Origin of the sequence: Caballeronia sp. GAWG1-5s-s (genome assembly GCF_023631445.1) — a bacterium.
Taxonomy (GTDB): Bacteria; Pseudomonadota; Gammaproteobacteria; order Burkholderiales; family Burkholderiaceae; genus Caballeronia.
In genome coordinates this window covers 1-26,622 of the sequence record NZ_JALQDC010000025.1, presented here as the reverse complement: position 1 = coordinate 26,622, position 26,622 = coordinate 1, and the positions used below count along the sequence as shown (strand labels likewise).

The following is a 26,622-nucleotide window of genomic DNA, read 5'->3' as shown; positions in this document are numbered from 1 at the left end:
GCTATTCCGTATTCTCACGCGAAACGCATAGTTCGCTATGTGAATCGCTGTTCGCATAGCGAACATTCATCGTCTCTTTCGGAAGGGAATGAAGTGAGCAGAAGTCCAAACGTGAACGTGCAGACGTTCATCAACGAGCACCCGTTTTCGCCGTTTCAATGGCTCATCTTCGGCATGTGCTTCGTCATCGTGCTGCTCGACGGCTTCGATACGGCCGCGATCGGCTTTATCGCGCCGTCGCTGGTTACCGAGTGGCACATCAGCCGGCCGGCGCTCGCGCCCGTGTTGAGCGCGGCGCTTTTCGGCCTCGCCGCGGGCGCGCTGCTGTCCGGGCCCTTGTCCGACCGCCTCGGCCGCCGCGCGATGCTGTTGTCGTCGGTGATCATCTTCGGCGTCGCGTGCTTTGCGTCGGCGTATTCCGCGAGCCTCGAGCATTTGACCACGCTGCGCTTCATCACCGGCCTGGGCCTCGGCGCGGCCATGCCGAACGCCGTCACGATGATGAGCGAGTTCTGTCCCGACAACCGTCGCGCCACGCTCATCAACCTGATGTTTTGCGGCTTTCCGCTGGGCGCTGCATTCGGCGGCTTCCTCGCGGCATGGATGATCCCGCAGTTCGGCTGGCGCAGCGTGTTGTTCCTCGGCGGCGTCGCGCCGCTCGCGCTTGCCGTGCTGCTGCTCATCACGTTGCCTGAATCGGTGCGCTACATGGTGGCGAAGTCGAAGCCCGTCGAGAAGATTCGCGCGACGCTTGCCCGCATTTCCGACGATGCTCGCCACGCCGGCTCCTTCTTCATGACCGAAGCCGCGCCTGCCGTGCAAGGTCAGAGCGGCATGAGCGTGGTGTTGTCGCGTTCTTATGTGATCGGCTCCATCATGCTGTGGCTCGCGTACTTCATGGGCCTCGTGATCTTTTATGCATCGATCAACTGGATGCCGATTCTCCTCAAGGAATCCGGCTTGAGCCCGCAACGCGCGACGCTGATTTCCGCGCTGTTTCCGCTCGGCGGCGTCGGCGCGGTGCTGCTCGGCGTGCTGATGGACAAGTTCAACGCGAACCGCGTGATTGCAGCATGCTATGCATTGACGGCGGTGAGCGTCTACTGCATCGGACAGGCCGTGGGCAACGTCGGCTTGCTCGTGCTGGTGGTGTTCCTCGCGGGCGTCTTGATGAACACCGCGCAATCGTCGATGCCCGCGCTCGCCGCCGCGTTCTATCCGACGCAAGGGCGCGGCACGGGCGTCGCGTGGATGCTCGGCATCGGGCGCTTCGGCGGCATTGCCGGATCGTTCCTCGTTGCCGAACTCACGCGCCTGCATTTCAGCTTCGGTGGCATCTTCGCGGTGATCGCAGTCGCGGGGCTCGTCTCTGCGGTTGCGCTCCTCATCAAACAAGCGGCTCATCCGCAGCGCGCGGTGAATGCCGACCTCAAGGCCACGGGCCCAGTGGGTCACTGAACCCGTTATGCGATTCGCGGCGCGTGGTGACGCGCGCCGCGTTGTCATGTCGATGTCACGGTGATGCGGGCTTGTGAGCTTGCGAATCGTCAGACCGTGGCACGTCCCATGCTCCAGACGTCTTGCGACCAGCCGTCGCTCGCATCACTCGACGGCCAGCATGCAGAACAAGCTGCAATCATCGCATTCGCAAACCGCCAACAGGAGTCATTCGACATGAAACGTATCGCTCTCTCCTGCGCCGCCGGCGCATTCGCTCTCGCTTGCGCATCCGCGTTCGCGCAGGACAATCCGCCGAGCTCGGCCACGGGCCTGCAAGCGGGCGACAACGCGCAGACCACCACGCAGGGCTCCGGAACGTCGCACAAGCACTCGCATTCGAAGAAGAAGTCGCACAGCACGCATTCGTCCTCGAACAGCGGCTCGACCGCTGGCCAAAGCGACAGCGCGACGCCGGGCGGCCCCGGCGCGCCGGTCAGCGCAAGCGGCTCGGGTCAGTAAGCGTAAGCATTACGCTCGCACGATGTAAAAACGGGACGCCGATGGCGTCCCGTTTCATTTGCAGCGCGAGCCAGCGAAGGCTCACAAAGTCACTTCGCGAATAGCGACGCCATGTTGGCGAAAGCCTTCACCTCCACCGCATTGCCCGACGGGTCGAGGAAGAACATCGTCGCCTGCTCGCCGACTTCGCCCTTGAAGCGAATATGCGGCTCGATGATGAAACGCGTGCCGGCCGCCTTGAGCTTGTCCGCGAGCGCCTCCCACTGCGGGATAGACAGCACCACGCCGAAGTGGCGCACGGGCACGGCGTCGCCATCGACCGCGCTCGTCGACCGATGACCGACTTCGTCCGGCGCAAGATGCGCCACGATCTGATGCCCGTAGAAATTGAAATCCACCCAGTCTTCCGAACTGCGTCCTTCCGGGCAGCCGAGCAGTTCGCCATAGAACGCGCGCGCATCCGAAAGACTGTGAACGGGAAACGCGAGATGAAACGGCGGCATGGCGTCGTGCGGGGTGTTCATGGTCGAAGGTCCGTGAGGGTTGATCGAGAGAAGCCGCTAGTGTATTCATGAACGAAATCCATGAAAAACGATAAATTGCGGGTCTGAGCAACAACAAAATCGATCTATCACATGCTGCGCGAATTGAGGACTTTCATCGCGGTCGCCCGCCACGGCACCTTTGCGGGCGCAGGGGCGCATATCGGCTTGACGCAATCGGCGGTGAGCGCGCAAATGCAGCGGCTCGAAGCGCATCTCGGCTTTGCGCTGTTCGATCGCACCGGCCGCTCCGCGACGCTGAACGCAGCGGGGCGCCGCACGCTCGAACTCGCCGATGAACTCATCGCGCTCTATGCGCGTCTTGCCGAACCCGGCGGCGAGGAAGGGCGGGGCGGCACGCTTTCGGTAGGCGCGATCGCATCGGCGCATGCTGCGTTGTTGCCCGATGCCATCGCTTCGTTCCGGCGCGACATGCCGGCATGGCGCATACGTCTCGTGCCGGGCGTGTCGCTCAATCTGCTCGCGCAGGTGGATGCCGCCGAAGCCGACATGGCCGTCATCATTCGCCCGCCGTTTTCGTTGCCTGCGGAACTGCGCTGGCGCACGCTGATCGCGGAGCCGTTCGTATTACTCGCGCCGGCCGCAAAGAAGCGCGCGACATGGCGTGAGTTGATAGAGAGCGAGCCGTTCATTCGATACGACCGGCGTTCGTTCGGCGGCCGGCAAGTGGACGTTTTCCTGCGCAAGAAGCGCATCGCCGTGCGAGAAGCCATCGAGGCCGATGAGCTGCATGGCATCGCGCAACTCGTCGCGCGCGGCATGGGTGTCGCGTTACTGCCGAAGTCGGCGGGCATCGGTGCGTGGCCGCGAGGCACCGTGGCGCACGATCTCGGCGACGATACGTTTCATCGCGAGATCGGTCTCGTCGAGCGGGCGCGGCGCGCCGATCACGACGCAGCGGCGCGGCTTGCCGAATGTATCGCCGATGCAGCCGCGCACGGCACGGGTTTAGATCGAGCCAAGGCGGTTGAACGACCCGCGCGGAAGAAGCGCAGCTAGAGGCACAAGGTGAATCGCGATGAACGCTCGCTACCTGTTGGCAATGACCGCATGGTTCGAACGCGTGGACCCCGGCACGCATCGGCGCATCAAGGGCTTGCGGCTCGTGACGGCGTATGGCCTTGCGGCGGCCATCGGCGCCTTGCACGATGTGACGCGCGACGTGCCCGCAAGCGTGTCGGTCGGCTCGCTCGCCGCGACGTTCGCGCTGTGGGCGAGCGTGTCCGAGGCGCGCGCGAGGCGGCGTGAATCGAGCCGCGACCTCGCGGTGCTGTGCCTCGCGGCGGCGTGCGGCGCGTTCACCGTTGCATGGCTCGGACCGTGGTTCGACGAACACGGCCGCAGCGGTGCCGAGTTCATCCTCGTCTCCGGGGCCTTTTTTGCGGGCTATTTGAAGCGTTTCGGCGTAACGGGCGGTGGCATCGGATCGCAGTTCTATATCGGTCAGGTGGCCGCCTACGTGATGAAGCTCGCGCCGATGGATACGTGGGCAATCGTGGTCGCCCTGCTGATCGCCATGCTGGCGTCCATCGTGCCGCGTCTCTTGAGCGGACCTGCGGAACATCCTGTGGTGCCGCCTGCGCTCGCATCGCAGCCGGTCTATGGCAGACAGGCAGTGTCGCCCGCTTTTGCCATGGGTCTGCAAGCAGCGAGCGGCGCGCTCGTCGTCGCGCTGCTCAACGCGGCGTTCGCGCTCGCCGAATCGGCGTGGGCCATCACGGCATGCGTCTATGTGGTCGCGACGTCCGCGGTCGGAACGGCGGACCGTGTGCGAAGGCGTATCTACGGCACGCTGGTGGGCGTCCCCATCGGAATCATTTGCCTGCCGCTTGCTGAGCATGCGCCGCTTCTCGTCTGGGCGATGGCTGCCATCGCGATGATCGTCTACGCGATGGCGCTGCCGGACCGCTACGACATCGCATGCGGAGCCTTCGCCTTTGCGCTCGTCGTGACGCTGGCCGCGAGCGGCGTTCATTCCGTGCCGCTGCTCGCCGCGCGCGCATGGGAGACGCTTCTCGGCGGCGCCATCGGATTGCTTTGCGCAAGGCTCGTCTTTCCTCTGCGGACCGTTCCGCAGCGCGATGCTTGATAGAACGATCGTTCTATACCGGTCCGGTATTGACACTGACACCCGCTGTTTGTAGCGTGTAAGCCATCACATCGTCCGTAAGCCGCTATCCGGTCGGATTCGAAGTCGACACATCGAGCGCGCATGGTCTGTCTGCCACGTCGTTTCCTGGAGGCTGTCATGGATCGTCGCCGCTTTATGTCGTTGTCCATGTTCTATACCGTTGCGGCAGCGTCCGGCACGCTCGCGGCCTGTCATCATTCGAGCGATGACGAGGGCGGCAGCAGCGCGGGCGGCGGCACCACGCCACCGCCGTCGGGCGTGTACGCGTTCGCGCAGGGCGTCGCGAGCGGCGACCCGCGCGATACGTCCGTCGTGTTCTGGACGCGCTGCGTCGCCAATGCGAGCAGCGCCTCGCAAGCGGCAATCGCCCTGACGCTGCAAGTCTCCACGCGTCCCGACTTCTCGCAACTCGCGGCGAGCGTGCCCCTCAGCGCCATTCCCGACTACGATTTCACGGTGCGAGCCAAAGTCACGGGTCTCAGCGCGAAGACGACCTATTACTACCGCTTCATTGCCGGCAGTGACATCAGCGCGACAGGCACGACACGCACCGCAGCGGCGGCCACCGAATCGCTTGCCCAACTGCGCTTCGCGTGGTTCGTCTGCCAGAACTGGAGCGTGAACCACTGGCAGGCGCTCACGCTGCTCGCGGCGGAAACCGACCTCGATTTCGTCGTGCATCTGGGCGACTATATCTACGAGACCGTCGGTAGTCCGAACGAAAAGAACGCCGCCGAGCCGGCGCACCCACAGATCACCTTGCCCGATGGCGTGGCGATGTCGGGCGGCGGCGTCTATGCGAACACGCTCGCCGATTACCGCACGCTGTATCGCACGTATCGCGGCGACGCGCGCTTGCAGACCGTTCATGCGCGCTTTCCCGTGATCGCCATCTGGGACGATCACGAGTTCTCGGACGATTGCTGGCAAGACCACCAGACGTACACGAACGCGAACGTGCAGCAGACAGCGCGACGCCGCAATGCGAATCAGGCGTGGGCGGAATATTTGCCGGTGGATTGGGGCGACGTGTCGTTCGACCTCAACAACGCCAGCTACGACAACATTCGCATCTACCGGGACTTCCACTTCGGCTCGCTGATTCACCTCGTCATGACCGACGAGCGGCTTTATCGCGACGATCATGTGGTCAGCGAAGCGGCTGTCGCGCAGAAGCTGGGACATGATCCTGTGAACGGCAACGATCTCGTCGGCTCGCGGTACGCGGTGCCGCAACAGGTGCTCGCGCAGTTCGAGGCGGCGGATACGCAGCGTCTCGGGCGCATTCCGTCCATGCTCGGCCCGGTGCAGACGCAATGGTGGAAGGACACGCTGAAAGCCTCGAGCTCCATATGGAAGGTCTGGGGCAACGAAGTGATGATGAATCGCCTGTGGCTCGATCTGCGTTCGATCGCGCCTGCGCCCGACAACCTCGTGTTCGTGATGGACTGCGACGCATGGGACGGGTATCCATCGCACAAGGCCGATCTCACATCGTTCGTGAAGGCACAAGGGATTACGAATCTCATCGCCATCACGGGCGATCTTCATGCTTTCCAGGCCGGCATCGTGCGCGATGTGCCCGATCCGGCGACAGGCACGCCTGTGCTCGTCGATCTCATGGCGGCGGGCGTCAGCAGCCGCCCGTTCTTTCAGGATGCGACGAACTATGTAGCCGGCATGCCGTTGGCATCGCTCATCACTTCATCGTCGGCACTGGATGCGTTCATCAGGCAGAACAATCCGGACATGCTGTATGCGGACCACGATGCGATCGGCTATGCATCGGCGACAGTCACGCCCACGCAGTTCGTCGCGATCTACAACAAGGTGAAGGGGCTGAACGCGGACGGCACCGCGCCGCAGAACCCTTTGCAAAAGCGCACGCGTTTGACGATCAATGCGGGCGCCGTGGCGATCGCGGTGGAAGACAACGTCTGATTGATGTGCGCGAAGCGCTTCATTCAGGGCGCTTCCGCCATTCGTATCCGCGCTTCTGGGGGGATTTCATGGTCGAGTCACGCACGTAGACTGCGTGCACATTTCGGAAGGTCGCATGCTGGCAGGGCAGTGCATTGGCCGATGAAGTGGACATCTGAAACCCTCAGGAGTACAACCATGATCAGCAAAGTCACCGGCATTGTTCTCGTCGCGGCCTCGCTTGCCGCGCCTTACGCGCTCGCAAGCGGCTATGGTCCTGCGCCGCACTATAAGCCCGATACCGGCGCGCCCACGTCGCAACAAGGCATGAACACGCAGACCATCGCGGCGGACGAATCGGCCGCGCCGGGCAGCCAGAGCGGAGATGCGAGCGTGTCGAAAGACAAGCAGGACAGCCCGCTCATTCAGGCGCAAGATTGAGACTGGGTGTGCTAAGCATCGACGCCGGATCAGGCGTCGATGCCGACGCGTTCCGGCGCGTCGTTGGCGCTGACCGTCCCCACCGCAGGCCGAGCCCGACCGATGTCTACCGCGGGCATGAACAGCATCGAAATTACCGCGCCCAGCGCGATCACGAACATCGACGTGAAGGTCAGATGCAGCGCATGGTGCAACGCGAAGCGAATCTCCGCGTTGCTCGCGAAGTTGCCCGGCACGGCCGATAACAGGCGCTTCAATTGATCGGCGCTGACCGCCGGCACGCCGCTCGCATGAGCCAGCCCATAGTTCTGCACGGCGCCGAACACGGCCGCGCCGAGCGTGTTCCCGAGATTGCGGGCAAAGAGGTTCGATGCAGTGGCACTCCCGCGCTCGGACAGCTTGACGATCTCCTGAATCAGGATGAGGCACGATACGCTCAGTATGCCCATGCCGAAGCCCATCACCGCGGAGCCGACGCCGGCCCACACGGGACTCGACTGCGGCGTGAGAAGCACGAACGGAATCGCGCCGAGCGGAATGAAGACGGTTCCGCCGATCAACAAGCGGCGCAGCCCGATGCGGCTGAAGGTGCGTGAAGTGAAGGTGGCGCCGCTGGGCCAGCCGATCATCATCATCGTGAGCGTGAGGCCCGCTTCGACCGGCGAGCGATGCATGACGCCTTGCACGTACATCGGCAGAAAGGTGGTCAAGCCCATCAACGCCATGCCCGCGAGCAGCGTCGCGGCGTTGCCCGCCGCGATCGGGCGATGCGCCCATAAGCCGAACGAGATCATCGGATCGGCGGCGCGCTTTTCCTGCATGACGAAGAGCACGCTCGCCACGATGCAGATCGCGACTTCCACGCCGACGCGCGCACTGCTTGCGGTGCTGGCATCGGTGAGCGCCATCATCAGCGAAGCGACGGCGGCCGTGAACAGCAACGCGCCTGCAAGGTCGATTGCCGGACGTTCGTGGCGCTTCTCCTCATGCAGGAAGAGCACGAAAAGCAGCGCGGCGAGCGCGCCGATCGGCAGGTTGATCCAGAAGATCCAGCTCCACGAAAGATGCCGGATGAGCAAGCCGCCGACCATCGGCCCCAGCACGGCGGACACGGCCCATACGCTTGCGAGGTAGCCTTGCACCTTACCGCGCTCCCGTGCCGGATAGAGATCGCCGACCACCGTCAGCGCAACCGGCAGAATGGCGCCCGCGCCGACGCCCTGTATCAGGCGGAAGACGATCATGGCGGGCATCGACCACGCGAAGCCCGCGAGTATCGAGCCGACGAGAAAGATGGCGATGCCGGCGAGTATCGCGGGCTTGCGGCCGTAAAGATCCGCGAGCTTGCCGAATACGACGGTAAGCGCGGTCTGCGTCAGCAGGAACGACGAGAACACCCAGCTATACAGATTGAGGCCGCCGAGCTGCGTGGCGATCTGCGGCATGGCGGTCGAAACGATGGTGGCTTCGATCGCCACCATGGCCATCGAGGCCATCACTGCGGCAATGACGAGGGGACGGACGGTCTGCTTGTGTTGGGGCATGCGGTCGGGATCTGATGAAAGAGGACGCGATCCGCGGCGGGCACGCGCGGCTCGACTCGTCATGGTATCCCGGTGCGCCACGCACTGCTTGCGCGGTCTAAGTTACCGCCTTTGACATGCTCCTTCGTCGGGAGGCAGGGAATTCTTAGCCACGATTCATGCGTTCGTCAGCACACGATGCCTTTCTTGCAAGGCACTGCCGCGGCGCACCATCCCGTGCTATCTTGTTTCATACGGAATTCATACGGAACGCAGCGTATTCGCTGACGTACCTCTCGTCGAAACGTCCTTCGTGAGCGCCGCCATGAACGATGTGCCTCGTACCCTGAGTGCCCGGGACCGCGTCGAATTGCTGTGCTGGCTGACATGCGGCAGTCTGGGCGCGTTCTATCTGAACGGAGACTGGCCGGCGGCGGCTTTCCATGTGCAGGCCGCGCACAAGTGGCTCGACAGGCATGAACGGCTCGCGGACTGGCTGACGGTCGCGAAGCTCGCCGCCATCGCGCGCGATCTGGCCGCGCGTCATTGCGCGATACTCGAGGCCGACTGGGCGCGCGATGCCGTCGAGGAGATTCTCGACAGCGAAGACCTCAACTATCAGTCGGATGTGGTCCGGCAGGTCTTCGACGACTGCCGCCGCGCACTCGCGGAAAAGCGCGCGGCAGAGTAGCCGCTGAAGCGTCACTGAAAGGCCGCTGGCGAAAATCACTGTATGGATGTACAGTAAGCCATTTTCGACTTCGGCCCTAAGCGCTCTTGCTCTTGCTTTTGCGCTCGCCTTTCGCCGTCGATGGACGCCTCACTGCCTTCCTCGTTCGCCTCGCAGACGCTGCCGCGCCGTATCGCGCACCTCGACATGGATGCGTTTTTCGCCTCGGTCGAGCTGCTGCGCTATCCGGAACTGCGCGGCGAGCCGGTGGTGGTCGGTGGCGGCCGAAATGCCGCGCCCGAGACGCTGGCGGACGGCACGCGCCGTTTCAAGCGATTGCGCGACTACGCGGGCCGCGGCGTCGTGACGACCTCCACGTACGAAGCGCGCAAGTTTGGCGTGTTCTCCGCAATGGGCATGATGAAAGCGGCGCAGCTCGCGCCCGACGCCATTCTTCTTCCGACAGATTTCGAGTCTTATCGGCATTACTCGCGCCTCTTCAAAGCGGCGATAGCCGGATTCACCACGCAGATCGAGAACCGCGGCATCGACGAGATCTATATCGACGTCACCGACATGCCCGGCGATTCCGCGGACATTGGTCAGCGCATGAAAGACGCGGTGCGCGAAGCGACCGGCCTCACGTGTTCTATCTGCATCGCGCCGAACAAGCTGCTCGCGAAGATCGGCTCGGAACTGGACAAGCCCGACGGTCTCACCATTCTTACGATGAACGACCTGCCCACGCGCATCTGGCCGCTGGCCGCGCGCAAGGTGAACGGCATCGGGCCCAAGGCGAATGACAAGCTCGCGGCGCTCGGCATCGTGACCGTGGGCGATATCGCGGCCGCCGACCTGGGCCTTCTGCAATCGCACTTCGGTCCGACTTATGCGGCGTGGCTCGCGCGCATCGCGCAAGGGCAGGACGAGCGGCCTGTCGTCGTCAGTTCCACGCCCAAGTCCATGAGCCGCGAGACCACGTTCGAGCGCGACCTGCATCCTAAACACGACCGCGCCACGCTCTCGGCGGAATTCACGGGCCTGTGCAAGCGCGTGGCGGACGATCTCGCGCGCAAAGGTTACGTGGGGCGCACCGTCGGCATCAAGCTGCGTTTCGACGACTTTCGCACCGTCACGCGCGACTTGACGATTCCGGTCGCCACGGCCGATGCATCCGAGATTCGTCGCGCAGCGACCGAGTGCCTCAAACGAATCGTGCTCGACAAAAGACTGCGACTGCTCGGCGTGCGCGTGAGCGCGCTGGAGTCCGCTGACGAAGCCGGCGTTTCGGTTGCGCCGGTACAGGTCGAATTGCCTTTCGATGCTATCGAAGACTGACCTCTCCCGGTCTTAGCATCGCGCCAGATAATCAAATCGCGCATCGTTCGTTGCCGCGCGCGCGTGCCGGGCGTAGATTATTCGTCTGTCCGCCGCTTTTCATTACACCGTGACCATTCTTTCGCCGACTCACGACGCTGCCGAGGCCGTCGAGCAACATATCGTCATTCGTCCCTTCGACGGCCCGCTGGGCGCAGAGGTCATCGGGCTCGATCTGTCGCAGCCCTTGTCCACTGAGGATTTCGCGCGCATTCATCGCGCTCACCTCGACTATCACGTGCTCGTGTTCCGCGAACAGCGCATCACACCCGCGCAGCAGGTCGCCTTCAGCAAGCGGTTCGGGCCATTGCAGATTCACGTATTGCACCAGTTCGGACTGGCCGGCTATCCCGAAGTGCTCGTGGTGTCGAACATCATCGAGAACGGCAAACCTATTGGACTCGGCGACGCCGGCCACTTCTGGCATTCGGATCTCTCATACAAAGAGAAGCCGAGCCTCGGCTCGATGCTTCATGCGCAAGAGCTCCCATCGACAGGCGGCGACACGCTGTTCGCGAATCAGCATCTCGCGTGGGAGACGTTGCCCGCGCATCTGAAGAACGCGGTCGAGGGGCGTTTCGCGGAGCACACGTATCTCGCGAAATATGCGGAGCTGCAAAAGCGCAGTCCGTGGCGTCCGAATCTCACACCGGAGCAGATCGCGCAGGTGAAGCCTGTCGTGCATCCCATCGTGCGCACGCATCCGGAGACGGGTCGTCAGGCGCTCTTCGTGAGCGAGCACTTCACCACGCGCATCGTCGATATGCCGGAAGATGAAAGCCGCGCATTGCTCGACGAAATCTTCGCGCACAGCGTGCGGCCCGAATTCGTCTATCGGCATGTTTGGCGCGACCATGACATGGTGTTCTGGGACAACCGCTCGGTCATGCACTTGGCCGCGGGCACGCCGGACGATCAGCGTCGCAAGCTGTATCGCACCACCATCGAAGGCGATGCGCCTTTCTGAGCCGAAACACAAATAGTCCTATAAACACGGGGTTTTTCGATGCATTCTCGAAAAGGGAAGGGCGCGCTGCGCGCGTTCGTCTGCGCGTTGGCGCTTTCGCTCGGCGGCACTTGCAACGCCTTCGCGGAAGGCACCCTGCGCATTGCGGAGCAATATGGCGTGGTCTATCTGCTCCTGAACGTGGCGCGCGACCAGAAGTTCATCGAGCAGGAAGGCAAGAAGCAGGGCATCGATATCAAGGTGGATTGGGCGAAGCTCTCCGGCGGCGCGAGCATCAACGACGCGCTGCTGTCCGGTTCCGTGGATATCGCGGCGGCAGGCGTCGGTCCGCTCTTGACCATCTGGGACCGCACGCACGGGCGCCAGAACGTGAAGGGCGTCGCTTCGCTCGGCAATCTGCCTTATTACCTCGTATCGAATGATCCGCGCGTGAAGACCATCGCCGACTTCACGGACAAAGACCGTATTGCGTTGCCCGCCGTGGGCGTGTCGGTGCAGTCGCGCATTCTGCAATATGCCGCCGCGAAGCAGTGGGGCGACAAAGAGTTCGATCGCCTCGACAAGCTGACGCAAGCGGTGCCGCATCCGGATGCAGCCGCCGCGATCATCGCGGGCGGCACGGAAATAAACGCGCACTTCGGCAATCCGCCGTTTCAGCAGCAGGAGTTGGCGGGCAATCCGAAGGCGCACATCGTTCTCAGCTCCTACGACGTGCTCGGCGGACCCAGTTCCGCAACGGTTCTTTATGCGACCGAGAAATTCCGCAACGCGAATCCGAAGACGTATCGCGCGTTCGTCGATGGTTTAGCCGATGCCGCGCGCTTCGTGACGCAGCGTCCGAACGAAGCAGCGGACATCTATCTGCGCGTGAATCAGGCCAAGATCGACCGCGCCTTGCTCGTCAAGATCATTACGGACCCTTCGGTGCAGTTCAAGATCGCGCCACAGAACACCTTCGCGCTCGCGCAATTCATGCATCGCGTGGGCGTCATCAAGAACGAACCGAAGTCGTGGCAAGACTATTTCTTCAGCGATCCCGCCACGCGCGACGGAAGTTAAGGGATCCGAGCAGGCGCCTTATCCGCGATCGTGCATTGAATATGCGCATTCATTGGTTAGGCTCTGAAACGCGCGCCGGTATCTTGATGGTTTGCGTTTTTGCACTGCGATCATGGCTGCCAATCCTCATGTGCTGTATCCGGTCGAAAGCAACAAGGCCGTTCTATCGACCACCAAGCTGTTGAGCGCGCGTAATGTCTCGCTGGAATACCGCACGCCGGAGCGTCTCGTGCGGGCGACGCATGACGTGAGCTTCGATGTCTATGGCGCCGACCGCTTCGTGCTGCTGGGACCGTCGGGGTGCGGCAAGTCCACCTTGCTGAAGGCAGTGGCGGGATTCATTCAGCCGGTGGCGGGCAGCATCGAGATCGACGGCGAGCGCGTGCGCGGGCCGGGCGTGGACCGCATTGTCGTGTTTCAGGAGTTCGACCAGCTTCCGCCCTGGAAGACGGTTTTGCAGAACGTGGCTTTTCCGTTGCGTGTCGCGCGCAAGCTGGGCCGCGCGGAAGCGCGTGAACGAGCGCTTCACTATCTCGACAAGGTCGGCCTTGCGCATGTGGCCGATGCTTATCCGCATACGCTGTCCGGCGGAATGAAGCAGCGCGTCGCGATTGCGCGAGCGCTTGCCATGCAACCGCGCGTGCTTCTCATGGATGAGCCGTTCGCCGCGCTCGATGCGCTCACGCGCCGCCGCATGCAGGAAGAACTGCTGCGGCTGTGGAGCGATGAACGCTTCACGTTGCTGTTCGTCACGCACTCCATCGAAGAGGCGCTGATCGTCGGGAATCGGATTCTGCTGTTGACGCCGCATCCCGGCCGCGTGCGCGCGGAATTGAACAGTCATCAGTATTCGCAGGAGAGCGTGGGCCGGGGCGACTTTCAACAGAGCGTCGCGCGTATCCATCGTCTGTTGTTCGAAGAGGAGATCGCGCAATGAGCACGCCGCAATTGATCGAACCGCCAGTGCGGCCCGAGTTCGAACGGCATCCGTCGACATTCGCGCCCGCAGCCGATGCGACGCGGCGCGACGCGACCTTGCCGCTTGCGACGCGTCTTTTCGACCGTGCGTGGCTGCGCAAGTTGCTGATCGCGGTCGCGCTCATGGCGTTATGGGAGTGCGTTGCGCGCGTGGTCGATAACGACTTGCTCTTGCCGACCTTCAGCGCGACCTGCGTTGCCTTCGCGCAGGGCATCATTACCGGCGAGTTGATCGCCAAGACCGCGATCTCGCTGTCCGTGCTGCTGCGCGGTTATCTGCTCGGCGCGGCGCTCGCGTTCGCTCTGACATCGCTTGCGGTATCGACACGCATCGGCCGTGACATTCTTTCGATGCTCACTGCGATGTTCAATCCCTTGCCCTCCATTGCGTTGCTGCCGCTCGCGTTGTTGTGGTTCGGGCTCGGCACCGGCAGTCTTCTTTTCGTGCTGGTGCACTCGGTGCTGTGGCCGCTCGCGCTCAATACGTATGCGGGATTCCAGGCGGTTCCGTCGACGCTGCGCATGACCGGCCGCAATTACGGGCTCACGGGCCTGCGGCACGTCGTGCTGATTCTCGTGCCCGCCGCGTTGCCGTCCATTCTCGCCGGCTTGCGAGTGGGTTGGGCGTTCGCGTGGCGCACGTTGATTGCAGCGGAACTCGTGTTCGGCGCGAGTTCGGGCAGGGGCGGGCTGGGCTGGTACATCTTCCAGAACCGCAACGAGCTCTATACGGACCGCGTGTTCGCGGGGCTGGCAGCGGTCATCGTGATCGGGCTGGCGGTCGAACATCTCGTCTTCGATACCATCGAACGCGTGACCGTGCGGCGCTGGGGCGTTCAGTCGTAGATTGCAATGGGCTGAATGCGGCGCGGCACACTCTGAAGGCTCGGGCATCGAGAAGAACTCGCGAATGCCCGAATCGGCTCAATTTTTTGTCCAATCCTCCAAGGTCAACCGTGGCGGCACGCATCGTGCGATGCGTGTACGATCGACGGCGATATGACGCCATGACCGATGGAGACCGCTGGATGAAAATCGCGACCTTCAACATCAACGGCATACGCTCGCGTCTCGATGCCTTGCTCGCTTGGCTCGAACGCGAAGCGCCGGATGTCGTCTGCTTGCAGGAACTCAAGGCCACCGACGCGCAGTTCCCCATTTCCGCCATACAGGCTGCCGGTTATGGCGCGGTGTGGCACGGACAGGCATCGTGGAACGGCGTGGCGATACTGGCGCGGGACGCCGAGCCGGTTCTGAGCCGTCGCGGCCTGCCCGGCAACGAAGACGACACGCACAGCCGTTATATCGAAGCGGCGGTGCATGGCATCCTGATCGGCTGTCTTTATCTTCCTAACGGCAACCCGCAGCCGGGCCCGAAGTTCGACTACAAGCTCGCATGGATGGAGCGCTTCAACGCGCACGCGAAGACGCTTTTCGAAAGCGGACATCCGGTGATACTGGCGGGCGACTATAACGTCGTGCCGACCGACGAAGATATCTACAACACGCGCTCATGGCTCAAGGATGCCTTGCTTCAGCCAGAAAGCCGCGCGGCTTTCGCGAAGCTGCTCGCGCAGGGCTGGACGGATGCGCTGCGCAAGAAGCATCCCGATGAGCGCATCTATACCTTCTGGGATTATTTCCGCCAGCACTGGCAGACGAACTCGGGGCTGCGCATCGATCACATCTTGCTCAGCAAGGATCTCGCGCCACGGCTTCAGGATGCGGGCGTCGATACATGGGTACGCGGCGAGCCGCACGCGAGCGACCATGCGCCCGCGTGGGTCGTATTGAAGGAGCCGCGCGCGAAGAAGAAGGCGGCCGAGTAAGACCGCCTCCGGTGGTTAGCCTTGACGACGCGACGACGAACGCGGCGGCTTCACCGGCGCGCTCTGCGCTTCTTCCGCGGGCAGAACCAGTTGCTTGGTTTCGTCGGCGGACTCGCTGGCCGCTTCGTTTGCGATCTCGCCGCTTGCATCGAGGATCACACCCGACGTGTTCGCCGCTGCTTCGCTCGTCGTTTCCGCGAGATTGGTCACGACGAGGCTCGTCGATTCCGTCGTCTCCTGAGCCGCTTGCGCGCCGCTATCGAACAGGCCTTTCAGCGTGATGCCGTTGCGCTCGTACTGGCTGCGCACTTCGCCGAGAATATCCGCTTCGGTCGACGTGATGATCGACAGCACATGCTGTCCGTACGAAGCCGCCTTCTGCGGCAACTGCGCGAGCATCACCGACTGCCAGCTCAACGCTTCGCCGGCGCTCGTCTCGTCGCCGGTGCGCAGCAGTGAATTGCTTTCCTCGATGACCGTGCGCACCGTCTGAACATTCAGTTCTGTCAGCGCATGCAGACCGTTCGCGAACCGCTCGCTCGCGTTGAGAAACGCCTGAAGATTGGCGCGTGCGATCGACGGCATTTGATAAGCGATGAGACCGGGATACTGAAACATTGACCGCTCCTTTTCTTAAGCCGAATATCAATCGGTAAATAACGAATGCGGGGCGGGACAGCCGCGCCTTGTGAGTTGGTTCTGACGAAGCCCACGCTAGCCGGTTCCCGTCCGAGGCCCGATTTTTTTTCAAGCACGACCGGTCACGTTGCGTCGGAGGTTCTCTGCCGTTCGCGCGCGCTCAGAGAGGCCAGAAACTGCATGACGTGTGCGCGCCCGCCGTTGCGCCATGCATCGAGATGGTCGGCGTCCTCGATCATCGCCAGATGTTTGTCGCCTCGTGCCGCTCCAAAGAGACGCTGAAAGTGAACAGGCGGCACCACGAAGTCCCGCGTTCCGCCGTAGATGAGGATAGGCGCGCGTATTGAAGCGATCTTCGAGAGGTTGTCATAGCGGTCGCGTGCGAGCGCCCGGACCGGAAAGAAGCGGAAGCGCGCGGCCGCTACATCCACGATGCTGGTGAAAGGCGCTTCCAGTATCAGCGCCGTCACGCTCGCTTCGCTCGCGAGTTGGACGGCTACGCCAGATCCCAGCGAATAGCCGTGCAGCACGATGAATGGCGACCGCGCGTGAGCGTAGGCGTAAGCGGCGCGCGCATCCGCATAGAGCCCGGCCTCGTGCGGCTTGCCGGGATTGCCGCCATAGCCGCGATATTCGGCGAGCAACACGCCGTAGCCGGCTTCGATCATTTCGAGCGCAATGTGCGCGCGTTGCGTCAGGTCTTCTCCGTTGCCGTGAAAAAGCAGCACCGTCGGCGCGTGCGCGTCGGGCGGCGCGCGATAACGCGCCTTCAGCGCGAGGCCGTCTTGCGTTTGCAGCGTGATGACTTCGGTGCTCTCTTCGAGCGTCGCATCGACGAAAGCCTGAATCTGTTCCAGCGGATACACGAGCCGCCCTTGCAGCCAATACAGCGCGGCGAGCGCAAAGAGATACGCCAAAGCAACGGCCGCCAGTAGAACGCATAGTGCTTCGATCATGAGTCGCTGCAATGCAATTGGTTTGTCATTCGCGCGGGCGCATGCGGGCTTCATCGCTTTGCCGCAGACTCAGCGGCATGTCCGCCGCAATGTCGCGCTGCACGGTGTCCGCAGATTGTGTGCGATTGAATAGCGCGTTCAAAGCGATCGCGAAGATCGCGGCAAGCGTGATGCCGCTATGCGTGAGCGGGCCGGCCCACGCGGGCATCTGCGCGAAGAACGTCGGCGCGGCGAGCGGAATGACGCCGACGCCGAGACTGATGGCAATGATGAGCAAGTTGTTCTTGTTTTCATAATCCACTTTGCTGAGGATCTTGACGCCGGTGGCCGCGACCATGCCGAACATCGCGATGCCCGCGCCGCCCAATACGACGACCGGTATCGACGCAATGAGATTGGAGAGCTTCGGCAATAGTCCGAGCAGCATCAGGATAACGCCCGATACCGCGACGACCCAGCGGCTTTTCACGCCGGTAATGCCGACGAGCCCGATGTTCTGCGAAAACGACGAGTGCGGAAACGTATTGAACACGCCGCCGATCACGGTGCCGAGTCCGTCCGTGCGAAGGCCGCGCGTGGCATCGGCGCGCGTGACGGGGCGCATCGTGAGATCGCCGAGCGCGAGGAACATGCCGAGCGATTCGACCATGATGACGATCATCACGAGGCACAACGACGCGATCGCCGCGATGTCGAAGGTCGGCAAGCCGAACGCGAACGGCCGCACCGGCGCGAACCACGCGGCACGCCCGACGCCCGAGAAGTTCACGAGGTCCATCGGCAACGCGACGAGAAAGCCGATCGCCATGCCGAGCAGCACCGAGATGTTGGCGACAAAGCCCTTCAGATACTTGTTGATGAGCAGAATGGCGAGCAGCACGATGCTGGCGATCATCAGGTTCTTCGGCTCGCTGAAATGCGGCGCGCCATGTCCGCCGCCCGCCCAGTTGATCGCGACGGGAAATAGCGTCATGCCGATGGTGAGGATGATCGTGCCGGTCACGATAGGCGGGAAGAACCGCATCAGCCGCCCGAAGAACGGCGCGATGACGATGGCGAACACGCCCGCCGCGATAGTCGCGCCGAAGATGGCGGGCAGTGCCGCGCCCGATGAAGCCATCGCGACCATCGGCCCGACCGGCGCGAAGCTGACGCCCATGATGACGGGCAGCCGGATGCCGAACTTCCAGATTCCGATGCACTGAATCAGCGTGACGATGCCGCATGCGAAGAGGTCCGAACTGATCAGAAACGCGACTTGATCCTTCGGCAGCTTGAGCGCCGCGCCGATGATAAGCGGCACGGCAATGGCGCCCGCATACATGACGAGCACGTGCTGTATGCCGACGGCGAGCATCTGTCCGAGGGGCAGCACTTCGTCGACGGGATGAGGGGTTTGGGCCATGTGCCCTCCGGGCGGCAGGGTGGATCGCGTGATGTGCGAGCGAGTATTGCACCCGCTGGCGCCCAAGAAAATAATCGCGTCGCTATAGGCGGCATCGCACATCCCGCGAAATGCGCAGGGACATATGACCTTGTTTTGTCTAGCCGCTAACGAACGCCCGGCATATTTTCCCGAACCCTAAATGATGGGCGATCATTCTTCGCACGAATCGCGTTTCGGCTTGAAAATCAAGGCCGAGCGCACTGTCGATTTTCGAGATGGCGTGCTACATTCCGAGCGCCTTTGCGTTGCGCGGGGGCGGGCGCGGCATACGCGGCCCGATGCTTTCAACGCAAAAACGGCGACATCCGGGGCTTTGGCGCCCAAAAAAAACCATCATTCGCACAGGGATCTCGGCATGGAAATGGTCGGCGGAACGCGACTCGCCCAACTCTTTAATTCGAATCAGGCGGACCTGCTCGCCGAATGGATCACGCAGCAGCATGCCATCGCATCGCGGCGCGGACTCGTCGGCGAAGCCGAACTTCGCAATCAGTTCGGACAGTTCGTCTCCTTGTTGCTGGCGGCGCTCGGGGCGTCGGATCGCGTCGATTTCAAGGCGTCGCACTGGCAGGAAGTGCGCGCGTTTCTCGCGGATATGTCGGGGCAGCGCGCACGTCAGGGCTTTTCGCCGGTCGAAACCGCGATGTTCGTGTTCTCGCTGAAGCAACCGCTCGTCGCGCGTCTGCGTCAGCAACTTTCGAACGAGCCCGTGGCGCTCGCGGATCTCACCTGGACCGTCAGCTCGCTCTTCGACGAACTCGGCCTCTACACCACCGAAGTGTTTCAGGCGAGCCGCGAGCAAGTGATCGTGCGCCAGCAGCAGGAACTGCTCGAATTGTCGACGCCGGTCGTGCAACTGTGGGACGGCATTCTCGCGCTGCCGCTCATCGGCACGCTGGACTCGGCGCGCACGCAAGTCGTGATGGAGAACCTGCTGCAGAAGATCGTCGAGACCGGCGCGGCCATCGCGATCATCGACATCACCGGCGTGCCGACCGTCGACACGCTCGTCGCGCAGCACCTGCTCAAGACGGTCGCGGCGGCGCGGCTCATGGGCGCGGACTGCATCATCAGCGGCATTCGTCCGCAGATCGCGCAGACCATCGTGCATCTGGGCGTGAACCTGTCGAACGTCACGACGAAGGCGTCGCTCGCGGCGGCGTTCATCGTCGCGCTGCAGCGCACCGGCAAGTCCGTGACGGCGGCGGGCGCGCAGGACAACGCCACGCGCAACGGCGCGGGCGGCTTGCACGATTCGTCGCTGCCGGAATGACGGCGCGCGAGATCGACAACCGCATGCAACGCGACTGAACAGGGCCCCAAGCGATGGATCGCATTCCAATTCTCACGATGGGCAAGCTGCTGCTCGTCACCATTCAAGTGGACATGCACGACCGCCTCGCGCTCGCGCTGCAGGACGATCTGACGAGCCGCATCGTGAAAGACGGCGCGAAGGGCGTGCTGATCGACATCTCGTCGCTCGACGTGGTGGATTCGTTCATCGGCAGGATGATCGGCAACACGGCGGCGATGGCGCGCGTGCTGGATGCACAGACGGTCGTCGTCGGCATGCAGCCGTCGGTCGCGATCACGCTCGTGGAACTCGGGCTCACGCTCTCGGGCGTGCGCACGGCGCTCAATGTGGAAAAAGGCATGGCGCTGCTTACCGGGGGCGGCGCGGTCTGACGGCCGCCAAGCGAACCATTCCATGATCACCTTCGATTCCTCGGCAGCGCGCGCTGCCTCTCCGGCCGAGACGCTGCCGATCCGCTCGGACGAGCAGATCGTGCGGCTGCGCCAGTTCGTGCGCGAGAAGGCGGTGGCGCAGGGCTTGTCCCTTATCGATCAAACCAAGTTCGTGACAGCGGCGAGCGAACTGGCACGCAACACGCTCATCTACGGTGGCGGCGGCGACGTGCATTGCACGATCGTCGAGCGCAATGGCCGCCGTGGCCTCAAACTCGAATTCGTCGATAACGGGCCCGGCATTCCCGACATCGCCCGCGCGCTCTCGGACGGCTACACGTCCGGCAGCGGGCTGGGACTGGGTCTCGGCGGCGCCAAACGCCTGTGCGACGAGTTCGATATCCGCTCTGCGCCGGGTGAAGGTACGCACGTCTCGATCACGAAATGGAAACCGTTCTGAAGGAATCGATGGCCGCGCAACAGCGCCACGAGATCGCGGAGGCGAGCCAGATAGCCTTCGCGCGACGCTCGATCGGCGAACTGGCGCGCGGGCTCGGTTTCAACGAGACAGTCGCGGGCGAGCTCGCGATTGTCGTCACCGAATGCGGCACCAATCTTCTCAAGCACGCAGGCAGCGGCGAGCTGCTCGTGCGTCCGCTGCTGGATGCGGGCGACCGTTACGGCATCGAGATTCTGTCGGTGGATAGCGGCCCCGGCATCCACGATCTTTACCGCTGCTTCGAGGACGGCTACACGACGGCCGGCAGCCCCGGCAACGGCATGGGCGCGATCCGGCGTCTGTCCGGCGAACTCGACATCTGGAGCCGGCCGCAGCAAGGCACGGTGATGCGCGTCGTCTGCTGGAACCGCGCGGCCGCGCCTGCCGCCGAGTCCATCGGTGCGGCGCGCGTCACCTACGGCGTCGTGAACCTGCCGCTTCCGAGCGAGACCGTCTGCGGCGACGCGTGGTCCTGTAGCGCGGGCGAGGACGGCTTCACCGTGCTCGTCGCGGACGGCCTGGGTCACGGGCCGCTCGCGAACGTCGCGGCGGTCGAAGCGGCGCGCGTGCTCGGCTGCCACGGGGATGCGCCGCTCGAACGCATCATGGAGCTCGCGAACGATGCCTTGCGCCCGACGCGCGGCGCGGCGGTCGGCATCGCGCGCATGCCGGTGCTTGCAAATGCCGCGTCGGCGAGCGGCGCGAAGGTCGCGTTTACCGGCATCGGCAATATCGCGGCGAGCGTGTGGACCGAGGATTCGCACCGGCATCTCGTGTCGCACAGCGGCATCGTCGGGCACGGGGCGCGACGCGTGCAGCAATTCGACGTGCCGTATCCGCCGAACGCGCTCGTCGTGCTGCATTCGGATGGAATCGGTTCGCGCTGGGATCTCGCGCGTTATCCGGGCCTGAGCGCGCGGCATCCGGCGCTCGTCGCGGCGGTGCTGTACCGCGATTTCTCGCGTGGCCGCGACGACGTCACCGTGTTCGTCGCCCGCGCGGCCGGGAGCGCGTGATGACGCTTCCGCTCTACTCGATGCAGATCGACGGCGAGCACGACATCGTCGCGGCTCGCCGCAAGGCGCGCGACGCGAGCGCCGCGCTCGGCTTCTCGGCGCAGGACCAGACGCGCATTTCGACCTCGGTGCTCGAAGCGGCGCGCACGGTGCTCACGGCCGGCGCGCGGGCGCGGGCGGATTTCGTGGTCGACGACGCGACGTATCCGCCGCGCTTCGTCGTGCGCTTTCTGGCGTGCGCGAGCGCGGGCGAGCGGCTTCGCGCGATGAAGAACGACGACTCGCAAGCCGCGCTCGGCCTGCTCGCCGCGCAGCGTTTGATGGACCAATGCGCGATCGCCGACGATGCCGGCGGCGGCACGGCCATTTCGCTTGCGAAGACGCTGCCCGGCAACGCGCCTGTCGATGCCGGCGCGGTGCAGGCCATATCCGCCACGCTGTCGCGCCAGGACAGCGAAGATTCGACTGCGGAACTCGCGCGTCAAAACCGCGAGCTGATCGGCGCGCTTGCCGACTTGCGCGAGCGCCAGGAAGAACTGACGCGCCTCACGCGCGAACTGGAAGACACGAATCGCGGCGTCGTCGCGCTGTATGCCGAACTCGACGCGCGCGCGGATCATCTGCGTCGTGCGGATGAGTCGAAGTCGCGGTTCCTGTCGAACATGAGCCATGAATTCCGCACGCCGCTTTCGTCGATTCGCGCGCTGTCGAAGTTGCTGCTCGAACGGATCGACGGCGATTTGACGGAGGAGCAGGAAAAGCAGGTGCGCTTCATTCGCAAGGCGGCGGAAGATCTCTCCGAAACGGTCGACGATCTGCTCGACCTCGCGAAGATCGAAGCCGGGAAGATCGAAGTGCGCGCCACGGAATTCGAAGTCGATACGCTCTTTTCCGCGCTGCGCGGCATGCTGCGGCCGCTGACGCCAGGCGGCGCGGTGGAACTCATCTTCGAATCGTGCGAGGGGCTGCCGCCCATTCGCACCGACGAAGCCAAGGTCGCGCAGGTGCTGCGCAACTTCGTCTCGAACGCGCTGAAGTTCACCGAGCGCGGCGAAGTGCGCGTGTCGGCAAGTTATGACGAAGCGCGGCGCCTCATCACGTTCGCGGTGAAGGATACGGGCATCGGCATCGCGCCCGAGCATCAGCACGTCGTCTTCGAAGAATTCGGACAGGTCGAAAACCGGCTTCAGCAATACGTGAAGGGCACGGGACTCGGCCTGCCGCTGTGCAGGAAGCTCTGCAAGCTGCTCGGCGGCGATGTCTCGCTCGAGAGCGAACTCGGACGCGGCTCCACGTTCATTGCGACGATGCCGGCCGAATACGGCGCGCCGGACAGCATGCAAGCCGCGCACGGCGACGCGCGTCCGATGGTGCTCGTCGTCGCGAGCAACCCGATCGAGCGGCTGGATTGCGAGGCCGCGCTCAAGGCTTCGCCGTATCGCACGGTAAGCGCCGCGACGCTCGACGAAGCGAGCCGCGCGCTCGCGCGCACGCCGCCGGCCGCGCTGCTGCTCGCGGTGCGGCCCGCGGCATCCGAAGCGTGGATCTGGCTCGCCGCATTGCGCGCGCAGGCAGCGACGCGCAATGTGCCGGTCGTGGTGCTCGGCGAGGCCGAGGATCGCAACGAGGCGGAGGCGCTCGGCGCGGCGGCGTTCATCCAGAAGCCGATCTCCGGCGGAGAACTGGCCGGCGTGCTGGACATGGTGTCGAAGGCGATGGAGGGCTTGCGTCGCGGGGAAGGGCTGGCGACGTGAAAAGCGACTGGACCGAGGTGCTGATCCTCAACGTCGACGACAACGACGGCGCGCGCTACGCGAAGACGCGCATTCTGTCGCGTGCCGGATTCAACGTGATCGAGGCGGGAACCGGCACCGCCGCGCTGGAGCGCGTGCGCGCGGAATCGCCGGATCTCGTGTTGCTCGACGTGAAGCTGCCCGACATCAACGGCCTCGAAGTGTGCCGGCAGATCAAGGCGTCGGCGGAAACGGCGGGAACGCTCGTGCTGCAAACGTCGGCGGCGGCGGTGCATAGCATGGATCGTATTCGCGGTCTGGAAGGCGGCGCGGACAGCTATCTGACCGAACCGGTCGAGCCCGCCGAACTGATCGCGCACGTGCGCGCGCTGCTGCGCGTGCGGCTTGCGGAAAACGCGTTGCGCGAGAGCGAGGAGCGGTTTCGCCAGCTTGCGGAGAATATCGACGACGTCTTCTGGATGCTCGATCCCGCCGCGAATCGCCTGCTCTATGTGAGCCCCGCCTACGTGCGGCTGTGGAAATCCGGCGATGGCGCGCCGACGCCTGAGCCCGGCGCGGATCACTGGTCGGGCGAGATTCATCCGCTGGACCGCGAGCATGTCGCGGCGGCGTACCGGCAATTGCTCGCGAGCGGCGCGCCGTATCAGGTCGAATATCGTATTCCGCGCGCGCATGGCGAACCGCGCTGGGTGTCCGAGCGTGCGTCGCTCGTACGCGATGCGCAGGGGCGGCCGGCGCGTATCGCGGGCATCGTCAACGACATCTCGGAGCGCAAGGCCGCGGAGATGCTGTTACGCGATGCCGACCGCCGTAAGGACGAGTTTCTCGCGATGCTCGCGCACGAGCTGCGCAATCCGCTCGCGCCGATTCGCAATGCCGTGGACCTGCTCGACCCCGAACGCGCGCCCTCGGCGCAGAACTTTTCGACGGTGCGCTCGATCATCGACCGGCAGGTGCGCCATCTGAGCCGTCTCGTCGACGATCTGCTCGACGTCGCGCGCATCACGCAGGGCAAGATCACGCTGCGGCGCGAAGTGGTCGATATCGCGGCGGCGGTGGAAGCGGCGATCGAAACGACGCAGCCCGCGCTCGACAGGAAGCGTCACCGGCTCACGACCAAGCTCTCGGATGCGCCGCTCTTCATCATCGGCGACAGCGTGCGGATTGCGCAGGTGTTCGGCAATCTGCTGTCGAACGCGTCGAAGTACAGCGTCGAAGAAGGCGAGGTCGCTATCGAGACCGAGCAGGTCGGCGACGAAGTGCGGATCACCGTGCGCGACAAGGGCATCGGCATTGCGGCGGACATGCTGCCGCATATCTTCGATCTATTCGTGCAGTCGGAGACATCGCTCGAACGCTCGGAAGGCGGGCTCGGCATCGGCTTGCCGCTGGCAAAGACGCTCGTCGAATTGCAGGGCGGGCGTATCGACGCGCATTCGGCCGGGCCGCATCAGGGCAGCGAGTTCGTCGTGTGGCTGCCGCTCGCGAAGGGAGCGGAAGTCGCGCCGCGTGCGGTGGAGCGCGAGCCGGCGAGCGTGAGCGGCGGCATGCGCGTGCTGCTCGTCGATGACAGCGTGGATGCCGCAACGGCGATGTCGTTACTGCTGGAAGCCGATGGCTTCGATGTGCGCACCGCGCATGACGCGACCACGGCGCTCGCCATCAGCGATAGCTTCGCGCCGCAAATCATCCTCCTCGATATCGGACTGCCGGGAATGGACGGCTACACGCTCGCGGCGGAGATGCGTTCGCGTCCCGCGACGCAGGATGCGCTGATGCTCGCGGTAACGGGCTATGGACAGGCGAATGATCGGCAGCGATCGAGAGAGGCGGGTTTTGATCATCATTTGGTGAAGCCGGTGGCGTTCGCGGAGATTTTGCAGGCCGTGCGGGGGCGGTTTGGGGAGTAACGGGTGTTTGCGATGGGTTCTTCGGCGCGGCATTGCGATGTGGCAAGAGCGATTGCGGTGCGCGCCGCGGCGACGTTTGCAGGATTGAGCGCCGCCAGTCTTCCATCTTTGGCCTCGCGGCGAGGAACGGCGTGTTTGGAGAATCAGCGGGCGCGGGCGGTCTAGCCTGCGTTGCGTCGGTCGTGTCGACGCGTTTCGCGGTCTGGAATAGTAAGTACTTCTACATTATCGAGCGATAGCGCTTTGAGGATACGTTGACGTTTTGATCGGGCAAGACGATGACAGTCCGCCTCCGTGATGCATCCACGCTGTTGTGCGGCGCGTTTGTCTTCGCAAGCGGATGACATGTTGGGCGATTGCCAACAGGCGTGGCGAACGCGTATCGCGTGCAAGTCGTTCTCGGCATGGAATAGATCGCGATGTGCCGCGGTTAACCATTCGAAGCCTCAATGCTTGGAACCCGGGCCGAGCGAGGTTAGCGGATCGCGTGCGATCCACGTCTACCCTACTCGTCGGAGCTTGCACTCACCATGAACACCATCGCTAAAGTTGTCTTGTCGGTCGCCGCTGTGGTCGCGCCGACGTTTGCATTCGCGCAGGATCAGACTGGCCCGGTCACCCGTGCGCAGGTCAAGGCTGAGCTCGTGCAGCTGGAGCGGGCCGGATTCTCGCCGGCCACCGGAGAGAACGCGACGTACCCCGCGGACATTCAGGCGGCGGAAGCCAAGGTCGCCGCGCGGAATGCGCAAGAGGCGTACGGCGGCATGCCGTCGGGTGCAGGTGCGTCGGGGTCGATGCGGCGCGGCGGCTCGTCGGCTGCGGCGGATTGCGTCGGTCCGGCGGGCTTCTGCACGCCGTTCTTCGGGAACTGAGCGCCCGGATCATATCGATGCTCTGCGCGCCAGGCGGATATCGTGCTGTGAATGCACGCACTGGCGCGTTTTTACCTGTCGTTTTTAGTGCCTAATCGTCGCCCGAAAATAATTTGGAAAAAGGGGTTGACCTACCTGTCTTGCGCCAGTCATAATTCGCCTCCCGTTGAATGACGGCGCGCAAGAAAGCAAGCAAATAAGCAAAGCGATTCTTGTGCAATTGCTCTTTAAAAACTAACAGCCGATAAGTGTGGGCGCTTGATGGTGAGTGCGACCGGTTCTACGGAACGGGTCAAGCAAAAGTATCAAGAGTCTCACACGAAGTATCAGAGGAAGGTTTATCTGTCGAAAGACGGATTAATCATCGTCAGTACGTTGAGTGAGCGACCGGTTTCTTAGAAACCGAAAACAGTAACAGGCATTGAA

Annotated in this window: 25 protein-coding genes; 20 read left to right on the top strand and 5 right to left on the bottom strand. The window is 63.6% G+C overall.

Features of this window, described 5'->3' with window-relative positions:
• Positions 1-93 precede the first annotated feature (93 nt).
• Together NCR34_RS18880 and NCR34_RS18875 are read left to right on the top strand one after the other, a co-directional pair.
• Positions 94-1,458, top strand: a complete 1,365-nt coding sequence (locus NCR34_RS18880; protein ID WP_250500923.1) for an MFS transporter — start codon at positions 94-96, stop codon at positions 1,456-1,458.
• 216 nt (positions 1,459-1,674) lie between these two features.
• Positions 1,675-1,959: a hypothetical protein gene (locus tag NCR34_RS18875; RefSeq protein ID WP_250500922.1), complete on the top strand. Its 285-nt coding sequence runs from the start codon at positions 1,675-1,677 to the stop codon at positions 1,957-1,959.
• 89 nt (positions 1,960-2,048) lie between these two features.
• On the opposite strand, the gene NCR34_RS18870 is transcribed toward NCR34_RS18875, so the two are convergent.
• On the bottom strand, positions 2,049-2,483 hold the full coding sequence (locus NCR34_RS18870) for a VOC family protein (RefSeq protein WP_248322733.1): 435 nt from the start codon (positions 2,481-2,483) through the stop codon (positions 2,049-2,051).
• A gap of 111 nt (positions 2,484-2,594) precedes the next feature.
• Here NCR34_RS18870 and NCR34_RS18865 point away from each other — a divergent pair, with 111 nt between their 5' ends.
• The 4 genes from NCR34_RS18865 to NCR34_RS18850 all read left to right on the top strand — a co-directional run bounded on the left by NCR34_RS18865 (position 2,595) and on the right by NCR34_RS18850 (position 7,014).
• The gene (locus NCR34_RS18865) at positions 2,595-3,521 is read left to right on the top strand and encodes a LysR family transcriptional regulator (protein ID WP_250500921.1); all 927 of its coding nucleotides are present in this window, start codon (positions 2,595-2,597) and stop codon (positions 3,519-3,521) included.
• Between the two features lie 19 nt (positions 3,522-3,540).
• The gene (locus NCR34_RS18860) at positions 3,541-4,611 is read left to right on the top strand and encodes an FUSC family protein (RefSeq protein WP_250500920.1); all 1,071 of its coding nucleotides are present in this window, start codon (positions 3,541-3,543) and stop codon (positions 4,609-4,611) included.
• Between the two features lie 159 nt (positions 4,612-4,770).
• The gene (locus NCR34_RS18855) at positions 4,771-6,594 is read left to right on the top strand and encodes an alkaline phosphatase D family protein (RefSeq protein ID WP_250500919.1); all 1,824 of its coding nucleotides are present in this window, start codon (positions 4,771-4,773) and stop codon (positions 6,592-6,594) included.
• Between the two features lie 177 nt (positions 6,595-6,771).
• Positions 6,772-7,014 (top strand): hypothetical protein, encoded by a 243-nt coding sequence (locus tag NCR34_RS18850; RefSeq protein ID WP_248322728.1) that lies wholly within the window; start codon positions 6,772-6,774, stop codon positions 7,012-7,014.
• Between the two features lie 29 nt (positions 7,015-7,043).
• Here NCR34_RS18850 and NCR34_RS18845 read toward each other — a convergent pair whose 3' ends face one another.
• Complete coding sequence (locus NCR34_RS18845; protein WP_284506621.1) at positions 7,044-8,621, bottom strand: MDR family MFS transporter; 1,578 nt, start codon at positions 8,619-8,621, stop codon at positions 7,044-7,046.
• 241 nt (positions 8,622-8,862) lie between these two features.
• Here NCR34_RS18845 and NCR34_RS18840 point away from each other — a divergent pair, with 241 nt between their 5' ends.
• The 7 genes from NCR34_RS18840 (at position 8,863) to NCR34_RS18810 (ending at position 15,417) form a co-directional block, all read left to right on the top strand.
• Positions 8,863-9,228 carry a hypothetical protein gene (locus NCR34_RS18840; RefSeq protein ID WP_175940686.1) on the top strand — a complete coding sequence of 122 codons (366 nt, stop codon included), beginning with the start codon at positions 8,863-8,865 and terminating at the stop codon, positions 9,226-9,228.
• A gap of 120 nt (positions 9,229-9,348) precedes the next feature.
• Entirely contained in the window at positions 9,349-10,545 is a 1,197-nt protein-coding gene (gene dinB / locus NCR34_RS18835; RefSeq protein WP_250500917.1) for a DNA polymerase IV, read from the top strand.
• Positions 10,546-10,654: 109 nt separating this feature from the next.
• Positions 10,655-11,551, top strand: a complete 897-nt coding sequence (locus NCR34_RS18830) for a TauD/TfdA dioxygenase family protein (protein ID WP_502800108.1) — start codon at positions 10,655-10,657, stop codon at positions 11,549-11,551.
• Between the two features lie 39 nt (positions 11,552-11,590).
• Complete coding sequence (locus tag NCR34_RS18825) at positions 11,591-12,610, top strand: ABC transporter substrate-binding protein (RefSeq protein ID WP_250500916.1); 1,020 nt, start codon at positions 11,591-11,593, stop codon at positions 12,608-12,610.
• A gap of 112 nt (positions 12,611-12,722) precedes the next feature.
• Positions 12,723-13,547, top strand: a complete 825-nt coding sequence (locus tag NCR34_RS18820) for an ABC transporter ATP-binding protein (protein WP_175940683.1) — start codon at positions 12,723-12,725, stop codon at positions 13,545-13,547.
• The gene (locus NCR34_RS18815) at positions 13,544-14,434 is read left to right on the top strand and encodes an ABC transporter permease (RefSeq protein WP_250500915.1); all 891 of its coding nucleotides are present in this window, start codon (positions 13,544-13,546) and stop codon (positions 14,432-14,434) included. Before NCR34_RS18820 ends, NCR34_RS18815 begins: the two co-directional genes overlap by 4 nt.
• A gap of 182 nt (positions 14,435-14,616) precedes the next feature.
• Entirely contained in the window at positions 14,617-15,417 is an 801-nt protein-coding gene (locus NCR34_RS18810) for an exodeoxyribonuclease III (RefSeq protein WP_250500914.1), read from the top strand.
• Between the two features lie 15 nt (positions 15,418-15,432).
• Here NCR34_RS18810 and NCR34_RS18805 read toward each other — a convergent pair whose 3' ends face one another.
• The 3 genes from NCR34_RS18805 to NCR34_RS18795 all read right to left on the bottom strand — a co-directional run bounded on the left by NCR34_RS18805 (position 15,433) and on the right by NCR34_RS18795 (position 18,417).
• Positions 15,433-16,035: a phasin family protein gene (locus tag NCR34_RS18805; protein WP_250500913.1), complete on the bottom strand. Its 603-nt coding sequence runs from the start codon at positions 16,033-16,035 to the stop codon at positions 15,433-15,435.
• 143 nt (positions 16,036-16,178) lie between these two features.
• Positions 16,179-17,012 carry an alpha/beta hydrolase gene (locus tag NCR34_RS18800; protein ID WP_250500912.1) on the bottom strand — a complete coding sequence of 278 codons (834 nt, stop codon included), beginning with the start codon at positions 17,010-17,012 and terminating at the stop codon, positions 16,179-16,181.
• A 25-nt stretch (positions 17,013-17,037) separates the two neighbouring features.
• Positions 17,038-18,417: a nucleobase:cation symporter-2 family protein gene (locus NCR34_RS18795; RefSeq protein WP_250500911.1), complete on the bottom strand. Its 1,380-nt coding sequence runs from the start codon at positions 18,415-18,417 to the stop codon at positions 17,038-17,040.
• A 397-nt stretch (positions 18,418-18,814) separates the two neighbouring features.
• Between NCR34_RS18795 and NCR34_RS18790 the strand changes: the two genes are divergently transcribed.
• From NCR34_RS18790 to NCR34_RS18760, 7 genes are all read left to right on the top strand, one after another.
• Positions 18,815-19,732: an STAS domain-containing protein gene (locus NCR34_RS18790; RefSeq protein ID WP_250500910.1), complete on the top strand. Its 918-nt coding sequence runs from the start codon at positions 18,815-18,817 to the stop codon at positions 19,730-19,732.
• 53 nt (positions 19,733-19,785) lie between these two features.
• Complete coding sequence (locus tag NCR34_RS18785; protein WP_248322713.1) at positions 19,786-20,145, top strand: STAS domain-containing protein; 360 nt, start codon at positions 19,786-19,788, stop codon at positions 20,143-20,145.
• A 22-nt stretch (positions 20,146-20,167) separates the two neighbouring features.
• Positions 20,168-20,605: an anti-sigma regulatory factor gene (locus NCR34_RS18780; RefSeq protein ID WP_248322711.1), complete on the top strand. Its 438-nt coding sequence runs from the start codon at positions 20,168-20,170 to the stop codon at positions 20,603-20,605.
• Positions 20,590-21,660 (top strand): ATP-binding SpoIIE family protein phosphatase, encoded by a 1,071-nt coding sequence (locus NCR34_RS18775; RefSeq protein WP_250500909.1) that lies wholly within the window; start codon positions 20,590-20,592, stop codon positions 21,658-21,660. The genes NCR34_RS18780 and NCR34_RS18775 overlap by 16 nt, the downstream gene beginning before the upstream one ends.
• Complete coding sequence (locus tag NCR34_RS18770; RefSeq protein ID WP_250500908.1) at positions 21,660-23,414, top strand: ATP-binding response regulator; 1,755 nt, start codon at positions 21,660-21,662, stop codon at positions 23,412-23,414. Before NCR34_RS18775 ends, NCR34_RS18770 begins: the two co-directional genes overlap by 1 nt.
• A complete protein-coding gene (locus tag NCR34_RS18765; protein ID WP_250500907.1) occupies positions 23,411-25,324 on the top strand; it encodes a hybrid sensor histidine kinase/response regulator in 1,914 nt (637 codons plus the stop codon). The genes NCR34_RS18770 and NCR34_RS18765 overlap by 4 nt, the downstream gene beginning before the upstream one ends.
• A gap of 530 nt (positions 25,325-25,854) precedes the next feature.
• Positions 25,855-26,196 carry a DUF4148 domain-containing protein gene (locus NCR34_RS18760; RefSeq protein WP_250500906.1) on the top strand — a complete coding sequence of 114 codons (342 nt, stop codon included), beginning with the start codon at positions 25,855-25,857 and terminating at the stop codon, positions 26,194-26,196.
• Positions 26,197-26,622 lie beyond the last annotated feature (426 nt).

What these genes read in the sequence shown, in the direction of transcription:
- NCR34_RS18875 (WP_250500922.1), top strand. Translation starts at nt 1,675, where the DNA reads ATGAAACGTATCGCTCTCTCCTGCGCCGCCGGCGCATTCGCTCTCGCT.
- NCR34_RS18870 (WP_248322733.1), bottom strand. Translation starts at nt 2,483, where the DNA reads ATGAACACCCCGCACGACGCCATGCCGCCGTTTCATCTCGCGTTTCCC.
- NCR34_RS18865 (WP_250500921.1), top strand. Translation starts at nt 2,595, where the DNA reads ATGCTGCGCGAATTGAGGACTTTCATCGCGGTCGCCCGCCACGGCACC.
- NCR34_RS18860 (WP_250500920.1), top strand. Translation starts at nt 3,541, where the DNA reads ATGAACGCTCGCTACCTGTTGGCAATGACCGCATGGTTCGAACGCGTG.
- NCR34_RS18855 (WP_250500919.1), top strand. Translation starts at nt 4,771, where the DNA reads ATGGATCGTCGCCGCTTTATGTCGTTGTCCATGTTCTATACCGTTGCG.
- NCR34_RS18850 (WP_248322728.1), top strand. Translation starts at nt 6,772, where the DNA reads ATGATCAGCAAAGTCACCGGCATTGTTCTCGTCGCGGCCTCGCTTGCC.
- NCR34_RS18845 (WP_284506621.1), bottom strand. Translation starts at nt 8,621, where the DNA reads ATGACGAGTCGAGCCGCGCGTGCCCGCCGCGGATCGCGTCCTCTTTCA.
- NCR34_RS18840 (WP_175940686.1), top strand. Translation starts at nt 8,863, where the DNA reads ATGAACGATGTGCCTCGTACCCTGAGTGCCCGGGACCGCGTCGAATTG.
- dinB (WP_250500917.1), top strand. Translation starts at nt 9,349, where the DNA reads ATGGACGCCTCACTGCCTTCCTCGTTCGCCTCGCAGACGCTGCCGCGC.
- NCR34_RS18825 (WP_250500916.1), top strand. Translation starts at nt 11,591, where the DNA reads ATGCATTCTCGAAAAGGGAAGGGCGCGCTGCGCGCGTTCGTCTGCGCG.
- NCR34_RS18820 (WP_175940683.1), top strand. Translation starts at nt 12,723, where the DNA reads ATGGCTGCCAATCCTCATGTGCTGTATCCGGTCGAAAGCAACAAGGCC.
- NCR34_RS18815 (WP_250500915.1), top strand. Translation starts at nt 13,544, where the DNA reads ATGAGCACGCCGCAATTGATCGAACCGCCAGTGCGGCCCGAGTTCGAA.
- NCR34_RS18810 (WP_250500914.1), top strand. Translation starts at nt 14,617, where the DNA reads ATGAAAATCGCGACCTTCAACATCAACGGCATACGCTCGCGTCTCGAT.
- NCR34_RS18805 (WP_250500913.1), bottom strand. Translation starts at nt 16,035, where the DNA reads ATGTTTCAGTATCCCGGTCTCATCGCTTATCAAATGCCGTCGATCGCA.
- NCR34_RS18800 (WP_250500912.1), bottom strand. Translation starts at nt 17,012, where the DNA reads ATGATCGAAGCACTATGCGTTCTACTGGCGGCCGTTGCTTTGGCGTAT.
- NCR34_RS18795 (WP_250500911.1), bottom strand. Translation starts at nt 18,417, where the DNA reads ATGGCCCAAACCCCTCATCCCGTCGACGAAGTGCTGCCCCTCGGACAG.
- NCR34_RS18790 (WP_250500910.1), top strand. Translation starts at nt 18,815, where the DNA reads ATGGAAATGGTCGGCGGAACGCGACTCGCCCAACTCTTTAATTCGAAT.
- NCR34_RS18785 (WP_248322713.1), top strand. Translation starts at nt 19,786, where the DNA reads ATGGATCGCATTCCAATTCTCACGATGGGCAAGCTGCTGCTCGTCACC.
- NCR34_RS18780 (WP_248322711.1), top strand. Translation starts at nt 20,168, where the DNA reads ATGATCACCTTCGATTCCTCGGCAGCGCGCGCTGCCTCTCCGGCCGAG.
- NCR34_RS18775 (WP_250500909.1), top strand. Translation starts at nt 20,590, where the DNA reads ATGGAAACCGTTCTGAAGGAATCGATGGCCGCGCAACAGCGCCACGAG.
- NCR34_RS18770 (WP_250500908.1), top strand. Translation starts at nt 21,660, where the DNA reads ATGACGCTTCCGCTCTACTCGATGCAGATCGACGGCGAGCACGACATC.
- NCR34_RS18760 (WP_250500906.1), top strand. Translation starts at nt 25,855, where the DNA reads ATGAACACCATCGCTAAAGTTGTCTTGTCGGTCGCCGCTGTGGTCGCG.